Annotated in this window: 12 protein-coding genes; 5 read left to right on the top strand and 7 right to left on the bottom strand. The window is 34.3% G+C overall.

What is annotated here, in order from left to right; translation table 11 throughout:
* Positions 1-14: 14 nt before the first annotated feature.
* The 6 genes from VDP25_RS03385 to VDP25_RS03360 all read right to left on the bottom strand — a co-directional run bounded on the left by VDP25_RS03385 (position 15) and on the right by VDP25_RS03360 (position 12168).
* Entirely contained in the window at positions 15-2366 is a 2352-nt protein-coding gene (locus VDP25_RS03385; protein WP_334466905.1) for an ABC transporter permease, read from the bottom strand.
* Between the two features lie 208 nt (positions 2367-2574).
* The gene (locus VDP25_RS03380; RefSeq protein WP_334466903.1) at positions 2575-5022 is read right to left on the bottom strand and encodes an ABC transporter permease; all 2448 of its coding nucleotides are present in this window, start codon (positions 5020-5022) and stop codon (positions 2575-2577) included.
* A gap of 24 nt (positions 5023-5046) precedes the next feature.
* Positions 5047-7464: an FtsX-like permease family protein gene (locus tag VDP25_RS03375; protein ID WP_334466901.1), complete on the bottom strand. Its 2418-nt coding sequence runs from the start codon at positions 7462-7464 to the stop codon at positions 5047-5049.
* A gap of 55 nt (positions 7465-7519) precedes the next feature.
* A complete protein-coding gene (locus VDP25_RS03370; protein ID WP_334466899.1) occupies positions 7520-9919 on the bottom strand; it encodes an ABC transporter permease in 2400 nt (799 codons plus the stop codon).
* Between the two features lie 132 nt (positions 9920-10051).
* A complete protein-coding gene (locus tag VDP25_RS03365) occupies positions 10052-10729 on the bottom strand; it encodes an ABC transporter ATP-binding protein (RefSeq protein WP_282032108.1) in 678 nt (225 codons plus the stop codon).
* A 188-nt stretch (positions 10730-10917) separates the two neighbouring features.
* Entirely contained in the window at positions 10918-12168 is a 1251-nt protein-coding gene (locus tag VDP25_RS03360; protein WP_334466890.1) for an efflux RND transporter periplasmic adaptor subunit, read from the bottom strand.
* A 299-nt stretch (positions 12169-12467) separates the two neighbouring features.
* On the opposite strand from VDP25_RS03360, the gene VDP25_RS03355 reads away from it, so the two are divergent.
* Positions 12468-13820: a sigma-54-dependent transcriptional regulator gene (locus VDP25_RS03355; RefSeq protein WP_334467277.1), complete on the top strand. Its 1353-nt coding sequence runs from the start codon at positions 12468-12470 to the stop codon at positions 13818-13820.
* Complete coding sequence (locus VDP25_RS03350) at positions 13810-15153, top strand: sensor histidine kinase (RefSeq protein ID WP_334466887.1); 1344 nt, start codon at positions 13810-13812, stop codon at positions 15151-15153. The genes VDP25_RS03355 and VDP25_RS03350 overlap by 11 nt, the downstream gene beginning before the upstream one ends.
* Positions 15154-15232: 79 nt before the next feature.
* On the opposite strand, the gene VDP25_RS03345 is transcribed toward VDP25_RS03350, so the two are convergent.
* The gene (locus tag VDP25_RS03345) at positions 15233-16984 is read right to left on the bottom strand and encodes a hypothetical protein (RefSeq protein ID WP_334466884.1); all 1752 of its coding nucleotides are present in this window, start codon (positions 16982-16984) and stop codon (positions 15233-15235) included.
* 598 nt (positions 16985-17582) lie between these two features.
* Between VDP25_RS03345 and VDP25_RS03340 the strand changes: the two genes are divergently transcribed.
* The 3 genes from VDP25_RS03340 (at position 17583) to VDP25_RS03330 (ending at position 25732) form a co-directional block, all read left to right on the top strand.
* Positions 17583-20648, top strand: coding sequence for a T9SS-dependent choice-of-anchor J family protein (locus tag VDP25_RS03340; RefSeq protein WP_334466881.1), 3066 nt, complete (start codon positions 17583-17585; stop codon positions 20646-20648).
* A 126-nt stretch (positions 20649-20774) separates the two neighbouring features.
* The gene (locus VDP25_RS03335; protein ID WP_334466879.1) at positions 20775-24794 is read left to right on the top strand and encodes a choice-of-anchor L domain-containing protein; all 4020 of its coding nucleotides are present in this window, start codon (positions 20775-20777) and stop codon (positions 24792-24794) included.
* Between the two features lie 26 nt (positions 24795-24820).
* Positions 24821-25732, top strand: a complete 912-nt coding sequence (locus tag VDP25_RS03330) for a PorP/SprF family type IX secretion system membrane protein (RefSeq protein ID WP_334466876.1) — start codon at positions 24821-24823, stop codon at positions 25730-25732.
* Positions 25733-25820: the final 88 nt, after the last annotated feature.

The raw sequence follows: 25820 nt of genomic DNA, 5'->3' as shown, positions 1-25820 counted from the left end.
TATATTTTTATATTTTATTCTGTTTTTAAACTGTCTACAGGATTTGCCAATGCTGCTTTTACAGCCTGAAAGCTTACCGTTACCATCGCAATTACAATAGCTACGGCACCAGCTATGACAAAAATCCACCAATTGATTTCTATGCGATACGCATAATTTCCTAGCCAATTATCCATAACATACCAAGCCATAGGAATGGCAATTACAATGGCAAGACCAACGAGTTTTAAAAAGTCTTTAGATAATAATTTTACGATGCCTGCAACACTTGCTCCTAAAACTTTACGAACTCCAATTTCTTTACTGCGCTGCTCTGCGGTATAAGCCGCCAATCCAAAAAGTCCCAAACACGAAATAAGAATGGCTAATAAAGCAAAGAGTTGAGATAACTTTCCAACGAGTTGTTCGCTTTTAAATTTGGCATTAAAAGCATCATCTACAAAGCTGTATTCAAAAGGAAACGCTGGATTGTGTTTTTTCATTACCGCTTCAATTTTAGACAACACATCGCTAGTTCCTATTTTAGGATTTGTTTTTAAATACATATAACTCGCTTCACCATGATAGTTAAAAAATAGCACAGGGTCGCTTTGTCCATACATGTCATCAAAGAGGTAATCTTTTACAACACCAACAACCGTATACACATCTCCTCGATTTACCTTTTTACCAATAGCACTGCCTTGTCCCATCAGTTTAGCAAATGATTCTGTAATTAAAACACTTGCACTGTCTTTTGCCATATTTTCATAAAACCCACGACCTTCAACGATTTCCATACCTGCAGTTTCCAAGAAATCGGAACTGACATATCTAAAGAAAATTAAGACGTCTTCAGTATTTGTGCCTCCTGTCCAAGTTAAGTTAGAACCATTATTACCTCCATTTAGAATCCCAGAATTATTTAAACCGACGCTTGAAACCGCTCCTGTTTGTATTAAATCTTGTTTGATGACATCAAATTTTTCAATCATCGTCCCATTGACATTCAATGAAATCAATTGATCTTTATCAAAACCTAAGTCTCTATTTTTTATATGTTGAAGTTGTTGATAGACTAGAATCGTACAAATGATAAAAACGATTGAAATTGTAAACTGACCAACAACAAGACCTTTTCTAATGTAGTTTGCAGAACCTTGTGTAACTTTTAATCCTTTTAAAACCTCAACAGGCTTAAATGAGGATAGATAAAAAGCCGGATATAATCCTGCGAAGATGCCACACACCAACGTAATTCCTAACAAAAAGACCATATGTAATGGCTTAGCCAATCCTAAAACTAAATCTTTCTCTATGAGTAAATTGAATTGTGGTAATAACAGAAAAAGCAATAATACACTCACTAAAGTTGCTATAAACGCCAGAATTAAAGCTTCTGAAATAAATTGAAAAATTAATCGTGTGCGACCAGAGCCCATGGCTTTACGCACTCCAACCTCGTTAGCCCGTTTTTCACTTCGTGCTGTGGATAAATTCATAAAATTGACACACGCAATAAGTAAGATAATTAAAGCAATGATGGTAAATAGTCGAACCGAATCAATGCGTCCTCCCACTTGCTTTCCATTTTCAAAATGATCTCTTAAATGCCAATCTTTTATGGAATGTAAAAATGCTTTTGAGTCACTATCTCCTGTTTTTTTCTCTAATAAATGTCTTACTTGTGCATCAACAGCATTAAAATTAGCTTCTGGTGATAATTCGACAAAGGTATCTGCGAAAAAACTACCATAGCCATTGGTCCATTCTTTATCTCCACTCCAACGTTCAAATGGCGCAATCCAGTTGACAGGAAACGTCACGTTTTTCGGTAAATTCTCAATCACTCCAGTAATGAGGTATTGATCTTTATTATCTATAGTTAAGACTTTGCCTAATACTTTGATGTTTTCGCCATAAAGTTGTTCTGCGGTTTCTTTAGTAATAACGATAGCTTCTGGATTCTTAAAGGCGTCTTTAGCATTTCCTTCTACAAACTTTAAACTAAAAATCTCTATAAAATCAGCATCTACAAAACGTCCACCGCTATTAATGGCGTTGTCATTAACTGCAAATAAAAAATCTCTATGTTTCGTGCGCGCTGCCTTAACAATTCCCGGAATTTCAGTTTTCATAGCTTCCGCTAATGGTCCTGGTGTAGAATTAAACGTTCGCCATTCTCCATCATATTCTTGATGCGTTGGCACGTAATACACTTGATCTTGTTTTTCAAATTCCGAATTGAAACTCAACTCATCTTCAACCCATAGAAAGATTAAACTGGCACATGTAATTCCTATCGCTAATCCGAAAATATTCAGAAAGCTATACCCTTTATTTTTACGTAACGTCCGGAATGCTATTTTTATATAATTTAATATCATACTATTTTTCAACTGAATTAATTATTGCTACTCACTATATAGTGAAGATGATGCCAAAACTACAAAACACTAAAAATCAATTAATTAATTTTTATTTTAAAATCCATAGTGTTCGATTTTGATACACTTTTTGTTCGTTAACGGACAGTTTAGAACTAAATTTAAAAACACCCCTAAAGTCCCCTCAAGGGGACAATCTCAAATTGATTTATTCTGAACGCAATGAATCTACAGGATTGGCATTTGCAGCCTGAAGCGTCTTTACACTAATAACTAGTAAAGCAAAGAAAATCATAGCTAATCCGCTTACTAGAAACACCCAGAAACTAATACTCGTTTTATAGGCAAAATCTTGCAACCAATTATTAATCCCATACCAAGCAATTGGTGCCGCAATTACAAAAGCAATCGCAACCAAGATTAAGAATTCTTTACATAGGATTGTGTTAATTTGAAATAATGAAGCGCCTAAAACTTTACGCACGCCTATTTCTTTTACACGTCGGTTTGTGGTATAAATGACAAGACCCAATAAGCCTAAACAGCTAATGAGAATAGACAAGCCAGTTGCCCAATTTAATAGTTTAGAAATTTTACGTTCGCGATTATAAAAATTTTGAATGCTTTCGTCTAAAAACTCTACGCGATAATCATCTATTTCTGTATAGACGGATTTATAAGCATGTTCAATTTTCGACAATGTTGTTTTTAAGCCTTCGGAAGATTCATTTTGCAACGCTAAATGTAGTCCCTGAAATTGACTCCAATCTGGACGGTTCCAATCTCCACGAAATGCCATAGGTTTAATATTACTTTTCAATGAACGTTGAAAAAAATCGTCCATGACACCCACAATCGGAACATTCTCTCCACCTAACAAAACGATCTTACCAACGGCTTCCTCTGGACTTTTAAATCCTAGTTTTTTTCTACAGGTTTCGTTTATGACCAATTCTTTAACCGTATCATTTCTTATACTTCTTCCTGCTAAAAGATCTAACTCAAACACTTTTGAATAATTAATGTCCCCAAAAATAAATTGCAAGTCGGTATTAATCTCATTTTCGCCATTATTGTACGTAAGAGACGTACTATTTGTGGATATCGATGCAGGAGGTGTACCACCAATACTAATTTCTTTTATTTCTGGAATGGCTCTTAATTTTTCAGCATAAAGCTCTTTTTTGGAAACTTCACGCTCACCTCTTGGACTATAAACAGAAATAATAGCATCCGTTTTAAAACCCATATCTGTAGTGAGCAAAAAATTAATTTGTTTACCGACCAATAATGTGGCAATTATGAATATCTGAGCAATGGTGAACTGAAAAATGGTTAAAAACTTTCTTAGTTTCACCTTTTTATCGCCAACCGCTAAATGATTTTTTAATACGGAAACGGTATTAAATTTTGATAAAATTAAGGCTGGATAAAATCCTGATAAAAATGTTACGATGATTAATAAAACGATAACACTAACAACAATTAAAGGCGATTTAAAAAGCTCAAAATTTAGACCATCTGGCACAAAATCTGAAAACACATTTATTAACCATTTAGAAAGTAAAACAGACAGCAAAGCAGATATAAGCACCAACAAAAAAGTCTCACCCATAAACTGACTAATCAATTGCTTCCTAGAACTCCCTAAAGTTTTTCGAATACCAATTTCTTTGGCACGTTGAGATGCTTGTGCTGTATTGAGGTTAATAAAATTGATACAGCCTAATAATAAGAGGAATACAGCCACTAAAGCCAAGTTTGTCTGTAGTGATTTATTGGCTTGCCCTTTTGTCCAATCATAGATACCATATTTTTCATTAAAATGAATATCTGACAGCGGTTGTAATGCAAACTTTTGCTCATCACCATATTTTTTTGAATCTTCATCTTGGTGCGCTGCAGCTAAATTATCAAGACGATTTTGTATGGCTGATACATCGGCATTAGAAGCTACTTTTACAAAGAGTTGTGAAGCATCATTTGTATTATTCCAATTTAAATTGAGGAAATTTTCTCGTAATCGGGTTTGCAAAAGAAGAGGTTTTGCTATAAATTCTTCGAACACAAAATCGGTTCTTTCTTTAAAATTTTCAACAATACCTGTTACAGTAACATTAAGAGAATCATTATAAACTAAAGTCTTTCCTATGATATCTGAAGGCAACGTATTTGGAAAGTAATCTGCTGCTCTATTTTCAGTTAGTATAACACTATTTGGATGTGATAAGATGTTAGTTTCATCTCCTGCTAAAAACGTGTAATTGAAAATCTTAAAATAATTGGCATCTGTAAAAATGACGAAGTTTGGCCACTTAAATTGCGAACCTAATTCTCTATTTTCAACTTTAAAAGGGCGTTCTATATAAAAGCTACCAACCGTTTCAAAATTGGAATCTTCCTTTATTTCATTTTCTAAGGCTAAGGTGACTCCAGAAATAGAAAAGGTATCTTCTGGACTAATTAAATCTGTAACCACTCGATAAATGCGGTCACCATCTTTATGAAAGTCATCAAAAGTAGCATCGTAATACACCATTAAACCAATTACAAACGACGCACTTAATCCTATGGTAAGACCTATGATATTAATTAGAGAAAACACCTTATGCTTCATAAGGTTCCTCCACGCTATTTTGAAATAATTTTTAATCATGATGTGTATGATTTAATGGATTAGTTATTCCGTTCTTAAAGATTCTACTGGATTAGAGGTTGCGGCTTTTATTGTTTTTACAGCTATGGTTAGCATGGCTATTAATACGGCAATTCCACCAGCTGCAAGGAAAATCCAAATATTAAGATCAATACGATACGGATAGTTCTGTAACCATTTATTCATGGTCCACCACGCAATAGGTGTAGCCATAAGAAATGCAATAACAACCAATTTTAAAAAGTCTTTGGTAAGCAATACCGTAATTGCAGAGACACTCGCACCAACAATTTTACGTACACCTATTTCTTTTCGTCGTTGTGCCACAATAAGCAACGACATGGCAAATAAACCTATACAACTTAAGATAATCGCTAGTATTGATCCACTACCAATCATGGTAATCATGGTGCGTTCGTTGCGTAAGGTTCGTTCTATATTTTCATTTAAAAATGAGCCCTGAAATTCTACATTAGGTTCAATAGTATTCCAAGCTATTTTTACATCATCATAAGCCTGTTCTAAATTTTGAGATGTAACTTTAACGTAGGCATTTCTTAGATTCCAATTAGGTAGTGCAAATAAGGTCATAGGTGCAATATGCTGATCTAATTCCTGAAAGTTAAAATCCTCAATTACTCCAACAATATTGTATGAAGCATCATCTAGTGTGATTTGAGACGCTAAAATATCGTCTTCATTCATCTGTTTGGCCATTGCTTGGTTGATAATAACCGATAGACTATCGCTCACCAGATTCTTTCGAAATGAACGGCCTTCAATAATATTCAAATCTAAAGTTTCAACATAATCGGCATCAACAACTAACATATGCGTATCCACTCCACGCCCTTTGTGCTCAAAACCTAAGACACTCGTTGTTCGATTACCATCTTTACCAATTCCCAAAATATTATTGGATGCTGTGATGCTCACAATATTCGGCTTATCCTGAAGCGTATTTCGAAGTAATTCTATAGCCTTTTGGTCGTTGCGTTTTCCATTAAGCGGAAAAGCAATGACCTGATCTTTATTAAACCCTAAATCTTTAGTTCGCATAAATTCTACCTGATCCCAAAGTACAAGCGTACCACTTATCAATAAAATAGCAATCCCAAATTGTAAAACCATTAAACTATTACGTAAACGATTTTTACCATTCACTTGTAGCTTTCCTTTTAAACTTTGTAAAGTTCCAAGACGACTCATGAGTAATGCAGGATAACCACCTGCAATTAATGTAATAAGCAAAACACTAAAAATTAGGAAAATCAGTAATGATGGATTTAGTAATGTTGCCAATGAAGCTTGCGTTCTAAAGAGTGTTTGAAAATAAGGCAGTAACACCACAGCTAATAAAATTCCTAAACCTATAGACATTAAAAACACTAAAATGCTCTCTCCCCAAAACTGAAAGAAGAGCTGTTTTTTATTAGCTCCAAGTGTTTTTCGCATACCGATTTCACGCAAACGTTGAGAACTTTTGGCAATACTCATATTTATAAAATTCACACAAGCGATAAACAGAATTAAAAAAGAAATTCCCAAAACTAAATACGGCATGGTACGATTGACACTAACCACTCCTTGATTAAAATTCGCAAAGCGAACATCTGCCAACGGTAATACTTTTATTTGTCTGTAAAGGCCATCTGCATTAGGCTCAAAACCATCACGCTTGGCATTATCAATCTCATTTTTATAGTGTAATTGGGTAAAATCTGCTGTGCTTTTCTCAAATTGCTCAGGTTTTAAACCTTCAGAAAGTTGCATATATACCTCATGATTCTCCATGTCCCAACGTCCTACAGTTCTGGCATAGGCATGTTCATTTTGGCTTTTAAAATTGAGCACGATATCAAAACCTATAGAACTTGTATCGGGAAAATCTTCAATAATCGCGGTGACATTAAAAGGCACTTCGACTTCATCTCTTAAAATCGTAACGGTTTGCCCTATAGGATTCTCATCTCCAAATATACGTTTTGCAGCCTGCTCTGTCATTGCAACTGAAGACTCTGACGTTATTGGATTTTTCGTATCTCCTTTTACAATGGGAAAGCTGAACATTTCAAAAAAGTCGGGATCCACATAAGCAGTCCCCATACCGAGTTGCTTGTCTTGATACGTTAACAAAACTCCAGAACCACTATAACGTGTAATTTTCTCTACTCCTGTAACCTCATCTCGAAGTGCTGCCGCAAAAGGTTCAGATTTTGAGGTATTCGCTTCAATACCGTATGGTCCACTATCTTCTGAATACACTTTATAAATCGTATCTCCATGGTCATGAAAGCGATCAAAAGACAATTGAAAAACCGCAAACATGCCTAATAATAGAGCTACTCCGAATGCTACTGTAAGACCTACGACATTGAGTGCTGTAAATGTTCTGTTCTTCCAGAGGTTTCTGAGTGCTATTTTGAAATAATTTTTAAACATAGTTTCTAAGAATTACTGTTCGTTTTTTGATTGATTGATTGATTGATTGATTGATTTATTCTGTTCTAAGTGATTTCACAGGATTTGACGTAGCTGCTTTTACGGCTTGGAAGCTTACAGTGATTAGTGTAATGATTAATGCTCCAAAACAAGCAATCGCAAAGACATCCCAACTTACGGTTGTGCGGTAACTAAATTTCTGCAACCATTGTCCCATAATATAATAAGCTAACGGTGATGCAATTAACAATGCTATGATTACAAGCGTGATAAAATCTTTTGAAAGCAATAACCATAACTGACTGATTGATGCTCCTAATACTTTTCGGACTCCAATTTCCTTAGTGCGTTGTTCTGCGACAAACGATGCCAATCCAAAAAGTCCTAAGCAACTTATAAAAATCGCTAATGCTGTAAAGACTCTTGCTAAACTCGCTACACGTTCTTCTGAACTAAATTTTGCACCATATTCTTCATCCACAAACTGATAATCAAAAGGTGTGTTTGGGAAGTTCTTTTTAAAGACAGTTTCAATAAGCGCTAAACTTTCACTGGTGCTTTTTTCAGGATTAAGTCTTACATTATAAAACGCCGTATTATCTTCGCTATCAAAAACATACATCGCTTGTTTTACTGGACTGTAAGGCGATTGAATAATCATATCTTCAACAACGCCTACAATTTTTAAAGGTGGACTTGGGTCTTCAGTATCAGAATCCCTTATATATTTCCCAATAGGATTTTTGATATTCATATATTTTACAGCGGTTTCATTAAGAATTACCGCATTAGAGTCTGAAGCAAATGCTCTCGAAAACCCTCGCCCTTCTAGTACTTTTAAACCTAAAGTTTCAACAAATTCATAAGACACAGAAGTGTATGCTAAATCTTCTTGAAACCCCTCAGGCTTACCATCCCAAGTATAGCCAGATCGGTTGGACCACACATTAGTCATTGGCCCACTTGTACCCGTCATTTCTAAAGCACCTCCAGAGGCTATAAACTGATTCCTCATGATATCTTTTTTTCCGATAAACTCGTTACTCATTACAGGAATTTGAATCAATCCTTCTTTGTTATATCCAACTGGGCGATCTTTAGAAAATTGAATTTGATTCATTACCACCAATGTTCCTATAATTAATGCTACTGAAACGGTAAACTGTGCTACGACTAAAATTTTTCGAGGTAAGGATGAATAGCGACCAGATTTAAAAGTGCCTTTTAATACCGCAACAGGATTGAAAGACGATAAATATAAGGCAGGATAACTTCCTGCTAAAAATGCTGTAATAATTACAAACACTAATGCTATCAACCAGAATTGAAGACTTGTCCACGGAAAAACAATGGCTTTACTCGCTAGGTTATTAAATCCATTTAAGAATAACAACACTAAACCAAGTGCAACAATAAATGAGAGAAAAACTATTAAAAACGATTCACTTAAAAATTGAAAAATAAGCTGACTACGTTGTGAGCCAATCGATTTTCTAATACCAACTTCGGTCGCTCGTTTTTCGGAACGTGCGGTACTTAAATTCACAAAATTGATACAGGCTAATAACAAAATAAACAAACCTATAATACCAAACAACCAAACGTTTTCAATACGTCCGCCAGATTGCACTCCGTTTTCAAACTCACTTCGTAAATACCAATCTTTCATTGGTAATAAAAATAGTTGCGGATTAAATTGAGCTGTTTCGGATGAGGCATTTTTCTTTACATCACTAATTTTAGAGTTTACCACATCCATAGTGGTATTCGCATTGATTTGCACAAACAACTGAAAAGAATTGTTTCCCCATGATTCTTTAGACCATTCTATCCAATCTTGCGTGGTGACATAATGTTTCCATGGAATGATATATTTCATGTCGCTAAACGAATTATTAGCTGGTATATCTTTATAAATTGCAGTGACCACTAAATCATCTTCGTTATTTACTTTTACGATTTTACCAAGTGCCGTATCACTCCCAAATAAAGCATTGGCAGCAGATTCAGAGAGCATGATTGAATGCTTCTCTTTAAGGCCATCTTTAACACCTGCAATAATATCCAAGTCCAACATATCGGTTGCTCCTTCTTGCATCGCGTTTCCTGTTCTGTAAATGTTGGTTTCACCAAATTTCAGGTATCTTGGTTGCTCCCAAGATGACATCACAATATGTTTAAAGTTATCTTTATGATCTTGACGCAAAGCAAACTCTAATGGTCTCGGAATTGCTGGACCTGTTCCAATGGTATTATTTATAGTCTGACTTTGAAATATTTGAGCTATAGTCTCTTTATTTTTAAAATGATTATTAAAATTTAATTCATCAGTAACCCATAAACCAATCATAATCGTCGCTGCCATGCCAACCGCTAAACCTGAAATATTGATAAATGAATACACCTTATTTTTAATAAGATTCCTAAACGCTATTTTGAAATAATTTTTTAGCATGATTTCTATAAATTACTGTTCGTTTCTTGATTGATTTGGTTTCAACACTTCAGCACAGATTGGTTGGTTTATGACGTACTGAAGTATTTCCACCTGATTGATTGATTGATTGATTGATTGATGAAAGTCGATTTATGCTAATATATTTTCAGTTACTTTTTGTCCGTCTAACATTCTTATAATTCTATGACTGTATTTAGCATCATGCTCACTGTGTGTTACCATGATGATGGTTGTTCCGGCTTCATTAAGATCGATTAATAAATCCATAACCTCGTTACCATTGGTACTATCTAAATTTCCTGTTGGCTCATCGGCTAAAATTAATTTTGGTTTATTAACCACTGCTCTAGCTACAGCCACACGCTGTTGTTGACCACCAGATAATTGTTGTGGAAAGTGATTACGACGATGCATAATTTGCATTTTCTCTAAAACCGCTTCTACTTGTTTTTTGCGCTCAGCAGGTTTTACACCGGTATAGATTAATGGTAATTCTACGTTTTCAAAAACGGTAAGTTCATCGATAAGATTAAAACTCTGAAACACAAAACCAATATTGTGTTTGCGTAACTCGGAACGTTTGCGTTCGTTATAGCCTGCGACTTCTGTTCCGTTAAACATAAAGCTGCCTCCATCTGGATCATCCAATAACCCTAAAATGTTTAATAAGGTTGATTTCCCACATCCTGAAGGCCCCATTATGGCAACAAACTCACCTTCTTTAACATCAAATGATAATTTGTTTAATGCGATGGTTTGTACCTCTTCCGTTTTATAGAATTTTTCTAAGTCCGTAATTTGTATCATTGTATTTGTTTTTACTATTCCTGCGAAGGCAGGAATCTTTATTATTTATCTATATTGTATTTACTTTATTAAAAAAACACCCCTCAAGTCCCCTCAAGGGGACAATCCACATAATGATCATTAGAGCAATAATGTGTTATTTTTTATCAATTTCAATTTTATATTATCTTTTATCTCTACTCTTAACTCTATTTCAAAATCAACTCTTCCGTATCACCAAAAGCATCATAACTCGATGTTACTACTTTATCTCCAGGATTTAATCCCTCCAGCACTTCATAGTATTCTGTGTTTTGACTTCCCAATCTAATATTTACCTTGTATGCTGTATTTCCATCTTCACTCACTTTAAACACCCAATTACCTCCTGTTTTTTGAAAGAACCCACCTTTAGCAACTAACAGAGCTTCTTTCTCTGCACTTAACGCAACACGTATCTGTAAATTCTGCCCTCTTCTTATATCTTCTGGCACCTCTCCTTCAAATTTCATATCCACTTGAAAACGACCATTCGTTACTTGTGTAAATACTTTTTTAATGACTAACGAGTAGGTTTTATTATTCAACGTAAAAGTTCCGATTTGACCATTATAGATTCTAGAAATATAATGCTCATCGATATCAACTCTTACCTTGTAACCACTAGTGACATCAACTTGTCCTAATCGTGTTCCTTTATTTATAGATTGTCCGATTTCAGCATCAAGAGATGTTAATTGCCCATCAATTGGTGCTCTAACCACTAAATCTCCTACTTTTTTTCGCATTAATTCTAAAGCACTTTGGGTTCTGGCATAAGAGTTTTTTGCTTGGCTTACTTCTAATTTAGACGAAATAGTATCTTCAGTTAAGACTTGTTTAGCCAGTTTCATACGTTCTTTTTGGTACTCATAATTATTCTGAGACGACTCGTAGTCCATTCGTCCTATGGCTCCTTTTTCATATAAGCGTTTATTCAAATTATAAACACGTTCCGCTTCAATCAGATTATTTTCTACATCAGTAAATTGATTTTGTCTGTTTATGGTATTTTGACGCGCTGCATTTTGAGAAATCTGCATTTGCGTTAACAAGTTATATACGGATGTTTCTTGGTTCACTAAACTCAATTCTAAATCAGTGTTCGATAACCTTAAAATAGGCTCTCCTTTTTTCAGCATGGCTCCATCTTCAACAAACTTCTCTTCAACACGTCCACCTTCTAAAGCATCTAAATAAATCGTCGTCACAGGAAGCACGATGCCATTAACCGGAATATTTTCTTGAAAGACACCTTTAGAAACGGTATTGATTGAAATACGTTCTTTTTCAACATTCAATTTTGAACCACCTGAGGTTTGGAAAATAACATACACGATTAAAGCCACTATGGCTAAAATCCCTAAAGCTAATCCTAGTTTTTGATTTGAAAATTTCTTCTTCTGAATTGGAACGTCCATTATATCTCTTTTATTTATACCATTTATATAGTGAAGATGATGCCAAAACCACAAAAGACTCATTTACAATAAATTATATTCAAACCCAAAACTAAAAGTGTCCGTTTTTGATACACTTTATGTTCGAAAACGCACACTTTTGAAGGCTACAAAAATTTAGGTTTTGTAATTTTTATAAGCCCAAGATAAAATCGTAATATTGTAAACACAACCTTAGAATGAGCTCTATACGTAATTTCCGAAGAATGACGTCGGGCTTTGAAAGGACTTCCTAATAAATAAACCTCGATTATCGAGTGATGGTATTAAAAAACGCTACAATATTAGTTATAGACGATGATGTTGATGTATTAACAGCATTACGCCTGCTTTTAAAACCACTGGTTAAGGAAGTGGTTACCGAAAAAAATCCGAGTAATATTGCGTCTCAAATTGAGCGTACCTCCTACGACATTATCATTTTAGATATGAACTTTAATGGTTTAGTCAATACGGGTAACGAAGGTATCTTTTGGCTAAATAAAATTCGGAAACAGAAGCCTGAAACCTCAGTTGTTTTAATGACCGCTTATGCTGATATTGATTTAGCGATAAGAGGATTAAAAGAAGGAGCTTCTGACTTTTTGATGAAACCTTGGAAGAATGAAAAAATTGTAGAAACGATTACAACGATTCTAAGTCAAAAGAAATCCCAAAACACTCAGAAGAAACAATTTAATAGTAATACCGTTGAAATCATTGGAGACAGTGACGTTATGACGGATGTCTTTACCAAACTTAAAAAAGTGGCACCAACAGATGCCAACGTTTTAATCCTTGGTGAGAACGGCACAGGTAAAGATTTAATTGCTCGTGCACTTCATGATAACTCCAATAGAAAAAACCAACCGTTTGTAAAGGTTGATGTTGGTGCTTTAACCGAATCCTTATTTGAAAGTGAATTATTCGGGTATAAAAAAGGCGCGTTTACAGACGCTAGAGAAGATAGAAAAGGCCGTTTTGAAGCTGCCCATGGTGGTACATTGTTTTTAGATGAGATTGGTAATATTAGTTTAGCCCAACAAGCAAGATTGCTCACCGTTTTACAGAATAGACATGTGACGCCTTTAGGTTCTAATACTTCAATTCCTATTGACATTCGCTTAGTTTGCGCGACGAATATTGACCCACAAATTTTGGCGGACGAAAAGAAATTTCGAAAAGATTTAATTTACAGAATAAACACGGTGGATATTATTGCGCCACCACTTAGAGATCGTGGCACAGATATTACCGAATTAGCACATCATTTTGTTACCTTATATGCCGAAAAATATAATAAAAGTCCGTTTTCATTTGATTCCGGATTCATTTCAAAATTAAAAAATCACGATTTCCCAGGTAATGTTAGAGAATTACAATACGTTTTAGAACGTGCTGTGATAATGACCGATGGTTCCGTTTTAAAACCTGAAGACTTAGTGTTTTCATCAATAGAACGTCCGTCCTCAGCAACCAGTATTACCACGAAAAGTTTAAACTTAGACGATTTAGAAAAAAACGCGATTTTAAATGTCCTTGAAAAAAATAAGGGCAACGTGTCAAAATCGGCTAAAGAACTAGGCATTACAAGAGCTGCTTTATACAGAAGATTAGAAAAGTATGAACTATAGAAGTTACATCTTTTGGCTCTTTTTTAGAATTCTACTTTTAGTGAGTACCATACTTGCATTAGCCTATACCATATACAAGGAACAGACGGCTTACATTGTAGTAATTAGCATTGCACTACTTTACTTATGTATTAATACCTACACATTTGTAAAACGACGATTTGTGGTGATGGATGATTTTTTTGAAGCAGTTAAGTATCGTGACTTTTCGAGATGGTTTCCAGAAGATAGAGGGCCAAAAGATATTCGTTTTTTATACACAGGCTTTAATGAAATTAATAGAACGATTAAAGAAATCAACTCTCAAAACGAAGCGCAATACGTTTACCTTCAAAAGATTTTAGAGATGGTAGACATTGGTATTATTGCGTATAATCTGGAATCGGGTGACGTGCTTTGGAGTAATGATTCTTTTGGGGAAACGCTAGATATGCCGTCGTTTAAAAATATTCGATTTGTAGAAAACAGAAAACCAGAATTATTCAATACTATTTTTGAAACCTACCATAGAGAACCGAATTCCATTTCGATTGCGCTTCAAAATGAAAGTATTAAAATATTAATTTCAGATACTGTATTTCAGGTTAAAGAGGATGCTTTCAAATTAATTGTGATTCAGAATATTGATGATACTTTAAATAAAAATGAATCGGAATCTTGGAAGAAACTTTTAAGTGTGATGACACACGAGATTATGAATTCTATTGCTCCGATTTCATCCTTAGCAGATACCCTTCAAAAGAACTTACAATTAGCTATAGAACAACCTGAAGAAACACGCCTTGAGTTAGACGATTTAAATGCAGGAGTTAAAACCATTAAAAACCGTAGTGAAGGTCTTTTAAAATTTGCGAAGACCTATAGAAGTTTGAGTAAAGTCACGCACCTCAACCTACAACGTGTTAAAATTGAAGACTTATTTAATAATCTTCAGTTATTAATGGAACCTTCAATAAAGGCGAAAAATATAAGTATAGCATTTAATGTCACCTCTCCTAAACTAGAATTGGATATGGACACCCATCTTATAGAACAAGTCTTAATCAACCTTATTTTAAACGCTGTTGATGCTTGTAAAGATGGAGCCCACCCCGAAATTAAAGTCCTTGCTTCTGAAAACCCAAATAGAGATATTGTGATTAAGGTTTTAGACAATGGCTCTGGAATTCCTAAAGACATTTTAGAAAATATCTTTGTACCGTTCTTTACTAGTAAAACCACAGGAAGCGGCATTGGATTAAGCCTTTGTAAGCAAATTATGTTACTTCATAAAGGTAGAATTATTGTTAAAAGTGTAGAAGGCGAAGGTTCTGTATTTAGTTTGGTGTTTTAAAAACAATTGGTTTTACGTCACAACATACACTATAATTTAAAATCTAAGTATCTATAAAATTCTTATTTATCAAAAAAAATTACTCTTTAGATAATTTATCTAAGAACATCTTAATTGACATTTCTGACGGTATATCTAATCTCTTTTTTAATCGGCTTCTAGCAACTTTTACAGTATCAGGAGTTACATTTAAGATCGTAGCCGTTTCTTTAATAGAGAGATTCATTTTTGTTAATAAGCAATAGCGTATTTGGGTATCTGATAGATTAGGATACCTGTTTAATAATTTAGCAGACATTGTTGGGTATTCTGACTCTATCCTCTTAGTAATAATAGACATATCTGAAGCAGATCTTATAAGATTATCTATTTTACGCTTAGCCTCTTCTAACTTTGGAATTAGTGGTTTTTTTATTTCGTCTAGTTCGTTCTTTATTAACGTAAGTGTTTCTATACGTTGTGATAACGCTATAGCAGAAGCTTCTAGTTCATTTTCACGAAGCATAATTTTTTCTTCGAGTAGCTTTTTCTCATTACTCTTTAAGACTTCTATAACCTTTTCTCCTTTTTTATATTTTCTAAATAATAGAACACTTCCTAATAAAAGAATGATACTTACAAGTATGGCACTAATACTTAGATAATAAAGTTCTTGCTTTTTGTTTTTTATTTCAAGTAACTCCATGTCAAAAAGTATTTGCTGACTTTTTTGTTTTTCTTTAAGAAGTTTTATGTTAGAATCAATATAACTAGAAAGGGCTTTTTTCTCATTTGACCTTAAACTATCAACTAGCTCATCTTTCTTTTTATATACTTCTATGGCATTTAAGTATTGTTTTTTCTCGGTATAGTACTCGGCAAGCCTATCGTAAGTATCTTTCTTATATTCTGATCCAGATGCTAACTGAAGAGCTTCTTTTCTATAAGCAATTGCTTTATCTAAATTTCCTGCAGCATGATAGAATGTGCTTAAATAAGCTGTGTTATTAAAAATGAGTTGATGACTATCATTTTCTATACAATATTTTCTCACAGCTAAGGCAGAATCAATAGCTTTTTGAACATCACCTAACCTAAAATAGTCATTTGCCAATCTGTTTTTAGTCCACCATATTCCATCAATATCATTATCTTTTATCGCTAAATCTAATAATGCTTTATGCATGGTATAGCTTTTTTCAGGCATGTCTTTATGAACATAATTTGCTGAAATATTTTTTAATAATCTCTTTTTTGTAAAAGACCCAATACCAACAGTATCTTTTAATAGAGGAGTGAGCACTTCGAGTGCTTTATCGTATTGGAATTTATGATAGTAAATTTCAGAAATCGAAATGTTGTAAGCTATAGATAACTTAATATTCCCTTTGGGGATTAATGGATAAACTTTAAAATAGCTTTCTAACCCTTGTTCAGGCAAACCAAAGCCATTAGCTAATATTTGACCTTTATTTAAGTAATATTCAGGAAGCTTTAACTCTTTAATTAACGAGGTGTCTGCTTGAATACTTTTTGTTGCGATTTTAGTTTCAAAAAGGTCTGCGTAATGTAAAACACTATCTAAATTTGCTCTTGAACTCACACCATGTTGCCACATTAGTGATTTATAAGCTGAAAGTATACCTTTAGTATAAGACAGTTTTTTTGATTGCCTTAAAAGTTTGTTATGTATAATATATGATTCTTCAGAAGCTTGTCCATAAAATTCATCATGCAAACTATCTAAGTCACTAATCTTAATTAGGCGTTCCTTATCTTGAGCATATAGCGAATTACAAAAGGCAAGCGATATAATGAGTAAAATTATTTTTTTTAAGACATTTAAAAACATAGTTGCTTTATAATTTTTATCAATTTGAGACGGTAATTCTTCTCAAAAAAAGAGTTGTTATTCTTGTTTTGAAATTCAATAATTCTTTAAAGCCTTTAATGATAATGAAAGTTTACAATATAATTAAGGCAATTAAATTTATTTCAGATTTTTTATGATAATCATGATTTTTTAGTATGTTTTTTGTCAAAAATGAATGCTAATCTTAAGATAATATTAAACTCAAATTTTTTCTTTACAAATAATTTTAGCACTAATAACCTCCTTCAATATTATTGCTTTTTTTATTCATAGATATTTTAATTAACGCTGTTTTTCTTAATACAAATTCAATTAAAATTCAATAACTCTACTTAATTCTCATTTTTTTAATACTGTTACTGATTTTTTTCTTGCAAATCTACGTTTTTATTAACAACCTAATTAACAGCGAATTAAAAACAATCACCTTTACTAATTTTAGCATGATTACCTTTTGATAACCTTTAAAATTCAAAAATAAGGAAGATAATGTTCAACTTTAGCTTCATAAGTTTTAAATATTTAAAAGAGCTAAATTTTAAAACTATTAAAACACTAACTTTTTAATCCAAACTTTATGAAAAAAATTACTTTTCTATTTATCGTAATGATTGCTTTTTGTTGGCGATCTAATGCACAATTTACAGAGAGCTTCGAAACCGAAATACCTGCAACTTGGACTATTTTAGATCTTTCAAGTACAAATTCTTGGGTGTGGGATGACACACCAGAAGGAGATGGTGCACAAGATGGCTCTGCTATTGCAAGGATAGAGTCTGGATATGATAATCCTAATGATGACTACTTAGTTACACCTCAAATTACGGTAACTTCTGGCTTAAACGACAGAATAACGTTCTATGTAAAATCAAGAAGTGGTACATTTCTAGAGCCTTATGAAGTACTATTATCCACTACAGCTGCTACTGCTGCCGATTTTACTGTAGTCTTACAAGAAGAAAGTAACGCGCCTGGAGAATGGACTAAGGTAACTTTAGATTTATCAGCTTATGATAGCCAATCCGTTTATGTTGCTATTAGATCAACATCACAAGATGAATGGGAATTGTATGTAGATAATTTTGTAAATGACACATTTCCTGCATGTATGGAGCCTACAGATTTAATAGTAGAAAACATATCTAATGCCACTGTTGATTTTGCATGGACAGAGAATGGTACAGCTACATCTTGGAATATAGAAATTGTAGATATTACTGCAGGTGAAACTGTAACTGGCACACCAACAGTTAGTGGGGCTACAAATCCTTATACAATAACCGGTTTAACGTCTAACAACGAATATGAAATATATGTACAAGCAGATTGTGGTGCAGAAGGTCCATCTATTTGGGTAGGTCCTATCGCATTTACAACTGCTTGTGATGCTTTTACAGCACCTTATATACAAGATTTTGATAACGCAGGTGATATCCCAGATTGTTGGTCAATGTATAGCGATTCTGGACAAGAAGACTGGTTTTTCAATGAATCAGGCCCTAGCCATGTAGGTGACGGAGGTGACATAACAGGAACAACATTATCAAGTGGTTATTATGCTGTTTGTGATGCATCTAGTAATCATGGTCCTAGATATTTATTGAGTCCTTTTGTAGATGTAAGTACATTAACAACACCTGAATTACGTTTTTACGAAATAAGTGATGCTGAAGACTCAGATAACGCACAATTAGATGTTGAAATTTGGGATGGAGCAGCATGGAATCTTATGGCTACATATAATACGAATACAGTAGGTTGGGAATTAAAAACAATAGATATCAGTGGCTTAACATTTACAGGGCCAGCACAAGCGCGTTTTACGTTCTCTGAACCTAACGGAGGGAGTGATGATGATATCGCTATTGATGATGTCATTTTTGACAATCCTATAGCTTGTATCTTTCCTGCAGATTTAACAGTTGCAAATGTTACTGCCACAACAGCAGACTTAGCATGGACAGAAACGGGATCTGCTACAGCTTGGAATATTGAAATTGTAAATATAACTGCAGGTGAAACGGCAACAGGTGTAGCAACATTATCTGAAATTACCAATCCATATACTGTAACAGCTTTATTACCAGACACCAATTATGAATTTTATGTACAATCTAATTGTGGTGCAACCGATGGTAATTCATTTTGGGTAGGACCAGTATCATTTCAAACAGATTGTAATCCGCTTATGGCACCATATACAGAAGGTTTTGATAATGGTGGTGCAATACCAGATTGCTGGAGAATGTATAGCGATTCAGGAGAAGAAGATTGGATTTTTGAAGCATCAGGATTAAGCCATGTTGGAAACGACGGTGTAATAACAGGAAGTACAACATCAGGTGGTTTCTATGCAGCAGCAGATGCTTCTCAAGAACATGGGCCTAGATATTTATTGAGTCCTTTTGTAGACGTAAGTACACTGACAACACCTGCATTGAGTTTTTATGAAATAAGTAATTCTGAAGATTCAGCAAATGCTCAATTAGATGTAGAAGTTTGGGATGGTGCTGCTTGGAACCTTATGGCAACATACAATACAAACACATCCGGATGGGAATTAAAAACTTTAGATCTTAGTGGCTTGACTTTTACAGGACCAGCACAAGCAAGATTCACATATTCTGAAGTGATTGAACCAGGTGATTTTGATGATGATATCGCTATTGATGATGTTACTTTTGATGAAGCTCCTTTATGTATGTCTCCAACAGCATTAACGGTATCAAACATTACAACTACTTCAGCTGATTTAGCATGGACCGCTAACGGCACTGCTACAACTTGGAACATTGAAGTTATTAATATAACTGCAGGTGAAACGGCAACAGGTGTAGCAACAATATCTGGAGTTACAAATCCATATACACTTACAGATTTAACAGATGATACCCATTACGAGTTTTATGTACAATCTGAGTGTGATGCAAATGGAGTTTCTCTTTGGACTGGCCCTTACACATTTGCAACGGCAATTGTCCCTCCTGCATGTGGCGGTATCTTTGTAGATGGTGGCGGAAGCAACGGTAATTATTCAGATTCTGAATTTTCATCTACAACTATTCTTCCAGATTCTGCTGGACAAGCAGTAACTATTACGTTTACATACGTTGATATAGAAGTAGACACCTTTGGTCCTGGTGAACAAGATGGATGTTACGATTACTTAACCATATATAACGGTCCAGATAACACATACCCAGTTTTAGCTCAAACACTATGTGGACAAGACAGTGGTAATGGAGACAATACTATAGTTGCAAGTAGCGAACTTCATGTAGGAGACTTTTACACTTCTACAGATCCATCTGGAGCCTTAACTATTGAGTTTACATCTGACCCTTATACTAGCTTAACAGGATGGGAAGCAACAGTAACTTGTACTGCTTTAAGTGTTGATGATGTAGTTAATGAATCTGCATTTACCTATTTCCCTAATCCAGTAAAAAACACATTAACATTGAATGCTAAAAAAAGCATTGAAAATATAACTGTGTATAATATGCTAGGTCAAGAAGTATTAAGAACGACGCCTAATAACATTGCTAGTGAGTTAGACATGTCTAACTTAAATATAGGAACATATTTTGTTAAAGTAACTATAGCAAATGTTACAGAAACGATACGAGTACTTAAACAATAAATTTGTTTGTAAAAAACAAAAGCCACTTAATTTCACTTTGTGGCTTTTGTTTTTTTAAAACATACCTGAACAGGTCACCTGTTTATAAATTGACTGATTTTTTTAGCGAATTAAATAAAAACTGAAATGAATAAGAATATCTTCAAACTGACCTTTTTAGCATTCTGCATGCTTGGAAGTTCAATAGCCTTATGTCAAACAATATCTCCTCCAGTTGGAGTCTCTTGCCCGTCTAACAACTCTACGTTTGTATTTACAGCCGAATTTGATGATTCTGATGGATGGATAGGAGATATCACAAACAATAATATTGGGGGAAACTGGGAAATACCAGGAAATTCAGATAGTGGCTCAACAGGACCAAGTTCACCATATAGTGGCTCTAATTATATGAATTTTGAAGCTTCTGGTAATGTTAACCAAGAATCGGCATCAATAATTAGTCCTGTTATTGATCTTACTACAGCTACAGATAGCGCAGAACTATCTTTTTATATGCATGCCTATGGTGACAATATGGGAGAATTAGAAGTTGGAGTTTCTAATTCAATTTCTGGCCCATTTACTAATGTATTTACATGGACTGGTCAATTACAGACATCTAGTTCTGAAGCTTGGGTACCAGTAGGTGTAAACCTAGATGCTTATCTCGGGCAATCTATATATCTTGAGTTTAAAAATACTCGAGCAACTTTTAGCAGTAGAGCAGATATGTCTATTGATTTGGTACGTGTAGAAACTTGTGGAACATTTTGTATTTCGCCAACACTATCTCTTAATTACGTGAATTCTAATGACACATATGCTTTTGCCAGCTTTGCTTGGGAAGCTAATGATAGTGAATCGTCATGGGAGTATGTTGTGATCCCTTCGAGATCTAGCATTCCTTCATCGGGTACATTCTCTTCTGTTACAAGTATTATAGAAAACAACCTATTATTTGATACAGAGTATGATGTATATGTAAGAGCAAATTGTACAAATGGCAATAGTATTTGGGCAGGCCCTCTTACTTTTACAACACCAGTACAAACAGACTTTATCATTGATTGTAATGACGGCCCATTAGTGGAGTCTATGTGTTATGGAGATGATGGAGTGGTTAATCCCGAAGTCTTTACTTTTACGAGTACAGATGGCACCCCTTTAACTTTAACTTTTCAGTCTGGTTATATTCAAGAAGGATGGGATCCATTGGTAGTTATTGATACTGATGGCTCTCCTATCGTGGCTTACACTGATTATTTCTTTGGCAATGAAGGCAATCTAGCAGGCGTTTCTTATACATCTAGCGGTAATAGAATATCATTTTATATCGCTTCAGATGATTTTTTACCATCAAGTTGTGCTAGTGGAGACTTACCTATGAAAGATGGTATTAACTATACTGTTTCTTGTGCTACATGTACAAATTCAGAGTCAACCTTCGCATTTGTGGATGATTGTGACAATGGTGATCAATATTTATTGGATGTTAATGTTACATCATTAGGTAGCGCAACATCATTAACCTTATCTAACAATATAGACCCAAATACCACTACTATTACATCAACAGGCATTTACCAAATAGGACCTTTTCCTTTTAATGTGGATGTCATATACACTTTAAATAACGATCAAGATTTCAATTGTGTATTCAACAGTTTACCAATACAACTAACAGGCTGTATTCCTGACAACAATGATTGCTCAAACGCTACAATCGCAGTTGTAAATACAGATAACAGTTGTGACCAGTTAAATTTTGGTACGATTTTATCGGCAACCCCATCTAGTACACCTGATCCTTCTTGTTCAGGAGACCCTGATGATGATGTATGGTTTCAGTTTACAGCTTTACATAACAACCAAATAATATCATTTGAAAACATAGTTGTTAATGGTAATTCGTCAGGTATTAATCATGCTGTTTACGAAGGTAGTTGCGGCAACCTTAGTGAATTGTATTGTATGGATAGTACCACGAGCACTACTCCGCAATTAGTCATTGGTAATACTTATTATATAAGAGTATTTTCAGAAGGCTCTGAAGCTGAGGATGTAACTTTTGATTTATGTATTAAACCTGGTTTTAATAGCATAGAAGTAACTGATGATTCTCATACTATTGAAGAATTGATACAAGACGTATTATTTGGAAGTGATTGTGCTAATGTTTCAAATATTACATTTTCAACAGGTACGAGCTTTAGTAGCGATCAACCAAACGGGATAGGTTATTTTACAATGGACGGAGATGAATTCCCTTTTAGTGAAGGAGTTTTAATGAGTACAGGACATGCCATAGAAGCAGCCGGAACAAACGACAATCTAATGAGTGCAGGTGGAAGCGCATGGCCAGGAGATTATGACTTAGACAATAATTTTGGTATAAATTCTAGAAATGCAACTATAATAGAGTTTGACTTTGTACCCTATGTACCAGAAATTAGCTTTGATTTCCTAATGGCTTCAGAGGAATACACCGGAGCTATTGGTGGTACTGATGAATGTAATTTCTCAGATGCCTTTGCCTTTTTCTTAACAGATTCCAGCGATAACACAATTAATCTGGCAGTTATTCCATTTTCCGATACACCAATTTTAACAACTAATGTTCATCCGCAAAATTCTGAATGCCCTGCTATTAATGAAGAATATTTTGGAGAATATATCACAGAAAATTTACCACCAATGAATTATAATGGTAGAACAACTGTGTTTACGGCTCAAGCATCTGTAAATATTGGAGAAACTTACCGTATTAAGCTCATTGTTGCAGACGATAGAGATTCGCAATACGATACTGGAGTTTTCCTTAAAGCAGGTAGTTTTGATATTGGAGAATTAAGTTTAGGTGATGATATTACTATTGATGCAGGTACAGCAACTTGTTTAAATGAACCTGTAATTATAAACACACATGCACCTGAATTTCCACATGTTTGGTATAAAGACGGATTTGTTATTCCTGGTGAAACATCTTCTACGTTAACAATTACTGAATCTAATTATTATGACGTTCAAGTTATCTTCTCAGAAGACTGTATGATAACAGATGGTATTCTTGTTGAATTTCTACCAGAACCAATAGCGAATCCTGCTCCTGATTTATTTGAATGTTCTACAACAAACCAGGCATTCTTTCATCTTACCGAAAATGATGATGCTATTTTAGGGACTCAAGATTCATCAGACTACACTGTAACTTATCATATATCTGAACAAGATGCTATAGATAACCTAAGTGAATTGACGTCGCCTTACAATAACACATCAAACCCTCAGACAATTTATGTTAGAGTAGAAGATAATGCTACAGGTTGTTTTGCCACAACAACATTTGCTATAGCTACCTCTACTCCAACACATACAGCTGCAAGTGTAGACTTTATCGGATGTGATTTTGATAACGATGGCATTGTTAGTTTTGATTTATCAGAACACGATTCAGCCATCCTTAATGGTCAAGATGCTTCATTGTATAACGTTACTTATTACACATCTCAAGCAGATGCTATATTAGCTACAGGAGCAATTTCAGGAAATTATGATAGCTCAGGTGAAACTTTATTTGTGAGAGTAGAATCTAGTAATTATATAAATTGTTATGTAACTAATAGCTTCAATTTGGTAATTGGAAGTGAACCAGTTACAAATTTCTCTACAGATTTTGACTATGAAGTATGTCCTAATGCTTCAACTCCAATAATTATTGAGGCAATGCCAGAAAACTATTCACCTTCAGATGTATCTATTGTTTGGTATCGTGATGGTGGTGTTATAGATAACGAAAATAGCTTAAGCTTAGAGGTATTAGATGCTGGGTTATATGAAATTGAAGTCATATTTAATGATACAGGATGTAATCAATTTACAGAAGTTACAGTTATAGAATTAGACAACTGTGTTATTCCTCAAGGAATTTCACCAGGAGTCTCTCCTGGACAAAATGATTATTTCGATTTAAGCAGTTTTAATGTTACCAAACTAGAAATTTTTAATAGAAATGGAACCCTTGTATATTCTAAAACCAATTATACAAACGAATGGGAAGGCCAAACTAATGATGGAGAAGAACTTCCAGTAGGCACTTATTTCTACACTATGGAATATGAAGGAGGAAACAAAACAAGAAGTTCTTGGGTATACATTAACAGATAATCAACTAACAGAATCAACTTTATATAATGAAAAAACTCTCTATTATAGCGGTTTTGCTTTTAGCATTTCAGATGCATGGGCAACAAGACCCTCAGTACACACAGTACATGTATAATATGAATATAGTAAACCCTGCTTATGCAGGTTCAAGAGAAAATCTTTCTTTTGGACTACTATACAGAAACCAATGGACTAAAATTGAAGGTGGCCCTGAAACAGGTACATTCTTTGGTCATGCGCCAGTTGGAAATAATCTTGGAATAGGATTATCTGTTATTGCAGATCATATTGGTCCTGTTAAAGAAACTAATGCTTATGTAGATGTCTCATACACCTTAAACTTAGGCGGCGAACACCGTTTAGCTTTTGGTGTAAAAGTAGGAGCTACATTCCATGACATTGATTTATCAAATGGAAACGTTGCTGTGATAGACACTAACGATCCTATCTTTGGATTTGGTATTAATGAAACAACACCAAATATTGGTGCTGGTTTCTTTTACTACACTGAAAAATATTATTTATCATTATCTGTACCTAACTTACTATCATCTGTTCATTTAGACGATGGTAATCGTAAAATAGGATCTGAAACACAGCACTATTTCTTAACTGGTGGTTACGTGTTTGATCTTTCACCAAATACAGAACTTAAACCATCGTTTATGGTAAAATCTGCTTTTGATGCACCTACATCATTTGATGTTAATTTAAATGCAAGATTCTTTAAGAAATTTGAAATTGGGGCTTCTTACAGATTAGATGATTCATTTTCTGGTTTGGTAAACTTAGCGTTAACACCAAATATTAGAATTGGATATGCATACGATGCAATTTCATCCGATATTAAAGCATATGCGCCAGCGTCACACGAGGTCATCTTATTATTTGATCTTAATTTTCCAAGACGTGTTTCTCGTTCACCAAGATACTTTTAATCAGTTAAGCTAAAAACAATTATGAAAAACTTTAAAACATTATTATTTATTACGTTGATGAGTAGCTTTTGCTTAACTGCTCAGAATA

It is taken from the genome of Winogradskyella sp. ECml5-4 (assembly GCF_036903175.1).
In the GTDB taxonomy this organism is placed as follows: Bacteria; Bacteroidota; Bacteroidia; order Flavobacteriales; family Flavobacteriaceae; genus Winogradskyella; species Winogradskyella damuponensis.
The sequence above is the reverse complement of the archived record's forward strand: the minus strand, read 5'-3'. Positions and strand labels throughout refer to the sequence as shown.

What these genes read in the sequence shown, in the direction of transcription:
- VDP25_RS03370 (WP_334466899.1), bottom strand. Translation starts at nt 9,919, where the DNA reads ATGCTAAAAAATTATTTCAAAATAGCGTTTAGGAATCTTATTAAAAAT.
- VDP25_RS03355 (WP_334467277.1), top strand. Translation starts at nt 12,468, where the DNA reads ATGGTATTAAAAAACGCTACAATATTAGTTATAGACGATGATGTTGAT.
- VDP25_RS03385 (WP_334466905.1), bottom strand. Translation starts at nt 2,366, where the DNA reads ATGATATTAAATTATATAAAAATAGCATTCCGGACGTTACGTAAAAAT.
- VDP25_RS03340 (WP_334466881.1), top strand. Translation starts at nt 17,583, where the DNA reads ATGAAAAAAATTACTTTTCTATTTATCGTAATGATTGCTTTTTGTTGG.
- VDP25_RS03335 (WP_334466879.1), top strand. Translation starts at nt 20,775, where the DNA reads ATGAATAAGAATATCTTCAAACTGACCTTTTTAGCATTCTGCATGCTT.
- VDP25_RS03380 (WP_334466903.1), bottom strand. Translation starts at nt 5,022, where the DNA reads ATGATTAAAAATTATTTCAAAATAGCGTGGAGGAACCTTATGAAGCAT.
- VDP25_RS03345 (WP_334466884.1), bottom strand. Translation starts at nt 16,984, where the DNA reads ATGTTTTTAAATGTCTTAAAAAAAATAATTTTACTCATTATATCGCTT.
- VDP25_RS03330 (WP_334466876.1), top strand. Translation starts at nt 24,821, where the DNA reads ATGAAAAAACTCTCTATTATAGCGGTTTTGCTTTTAGCATTTCAGATG.
- VDP25_RS03360 (WP_334466890.1), bottom strand. Translation starts at nt 12,168, where the DNA reads ATGGACGTTCCAATTCAGAAGAAGAAATTTTCAAATCAAAAACTAGGA.
- VDP25_RS03350 (WP_334466887.1), top strand. Translation starts at nt 13,810, where the DNA reads ATGAACTATAGAAGTTACATCTTTTGGCTCTTTTTTAGAATTCTACTT.
- VDP25_RS03375 (WP_334466901.1), bottom strand. Translation starts at nt 7,464, where the DNA reads ATGTTTAAAAATTATTTCAAAATAGCACTCAGAAACCTCTGGAAGAAC.
- VDP25_RS03365 (WP_282032108.1), bottom strand. Translation starts at nt 10,729, where the DNA reads ATGATACAAATTACGGACTTAGAAAAATTCTATAAAACGGAAGAGGTA.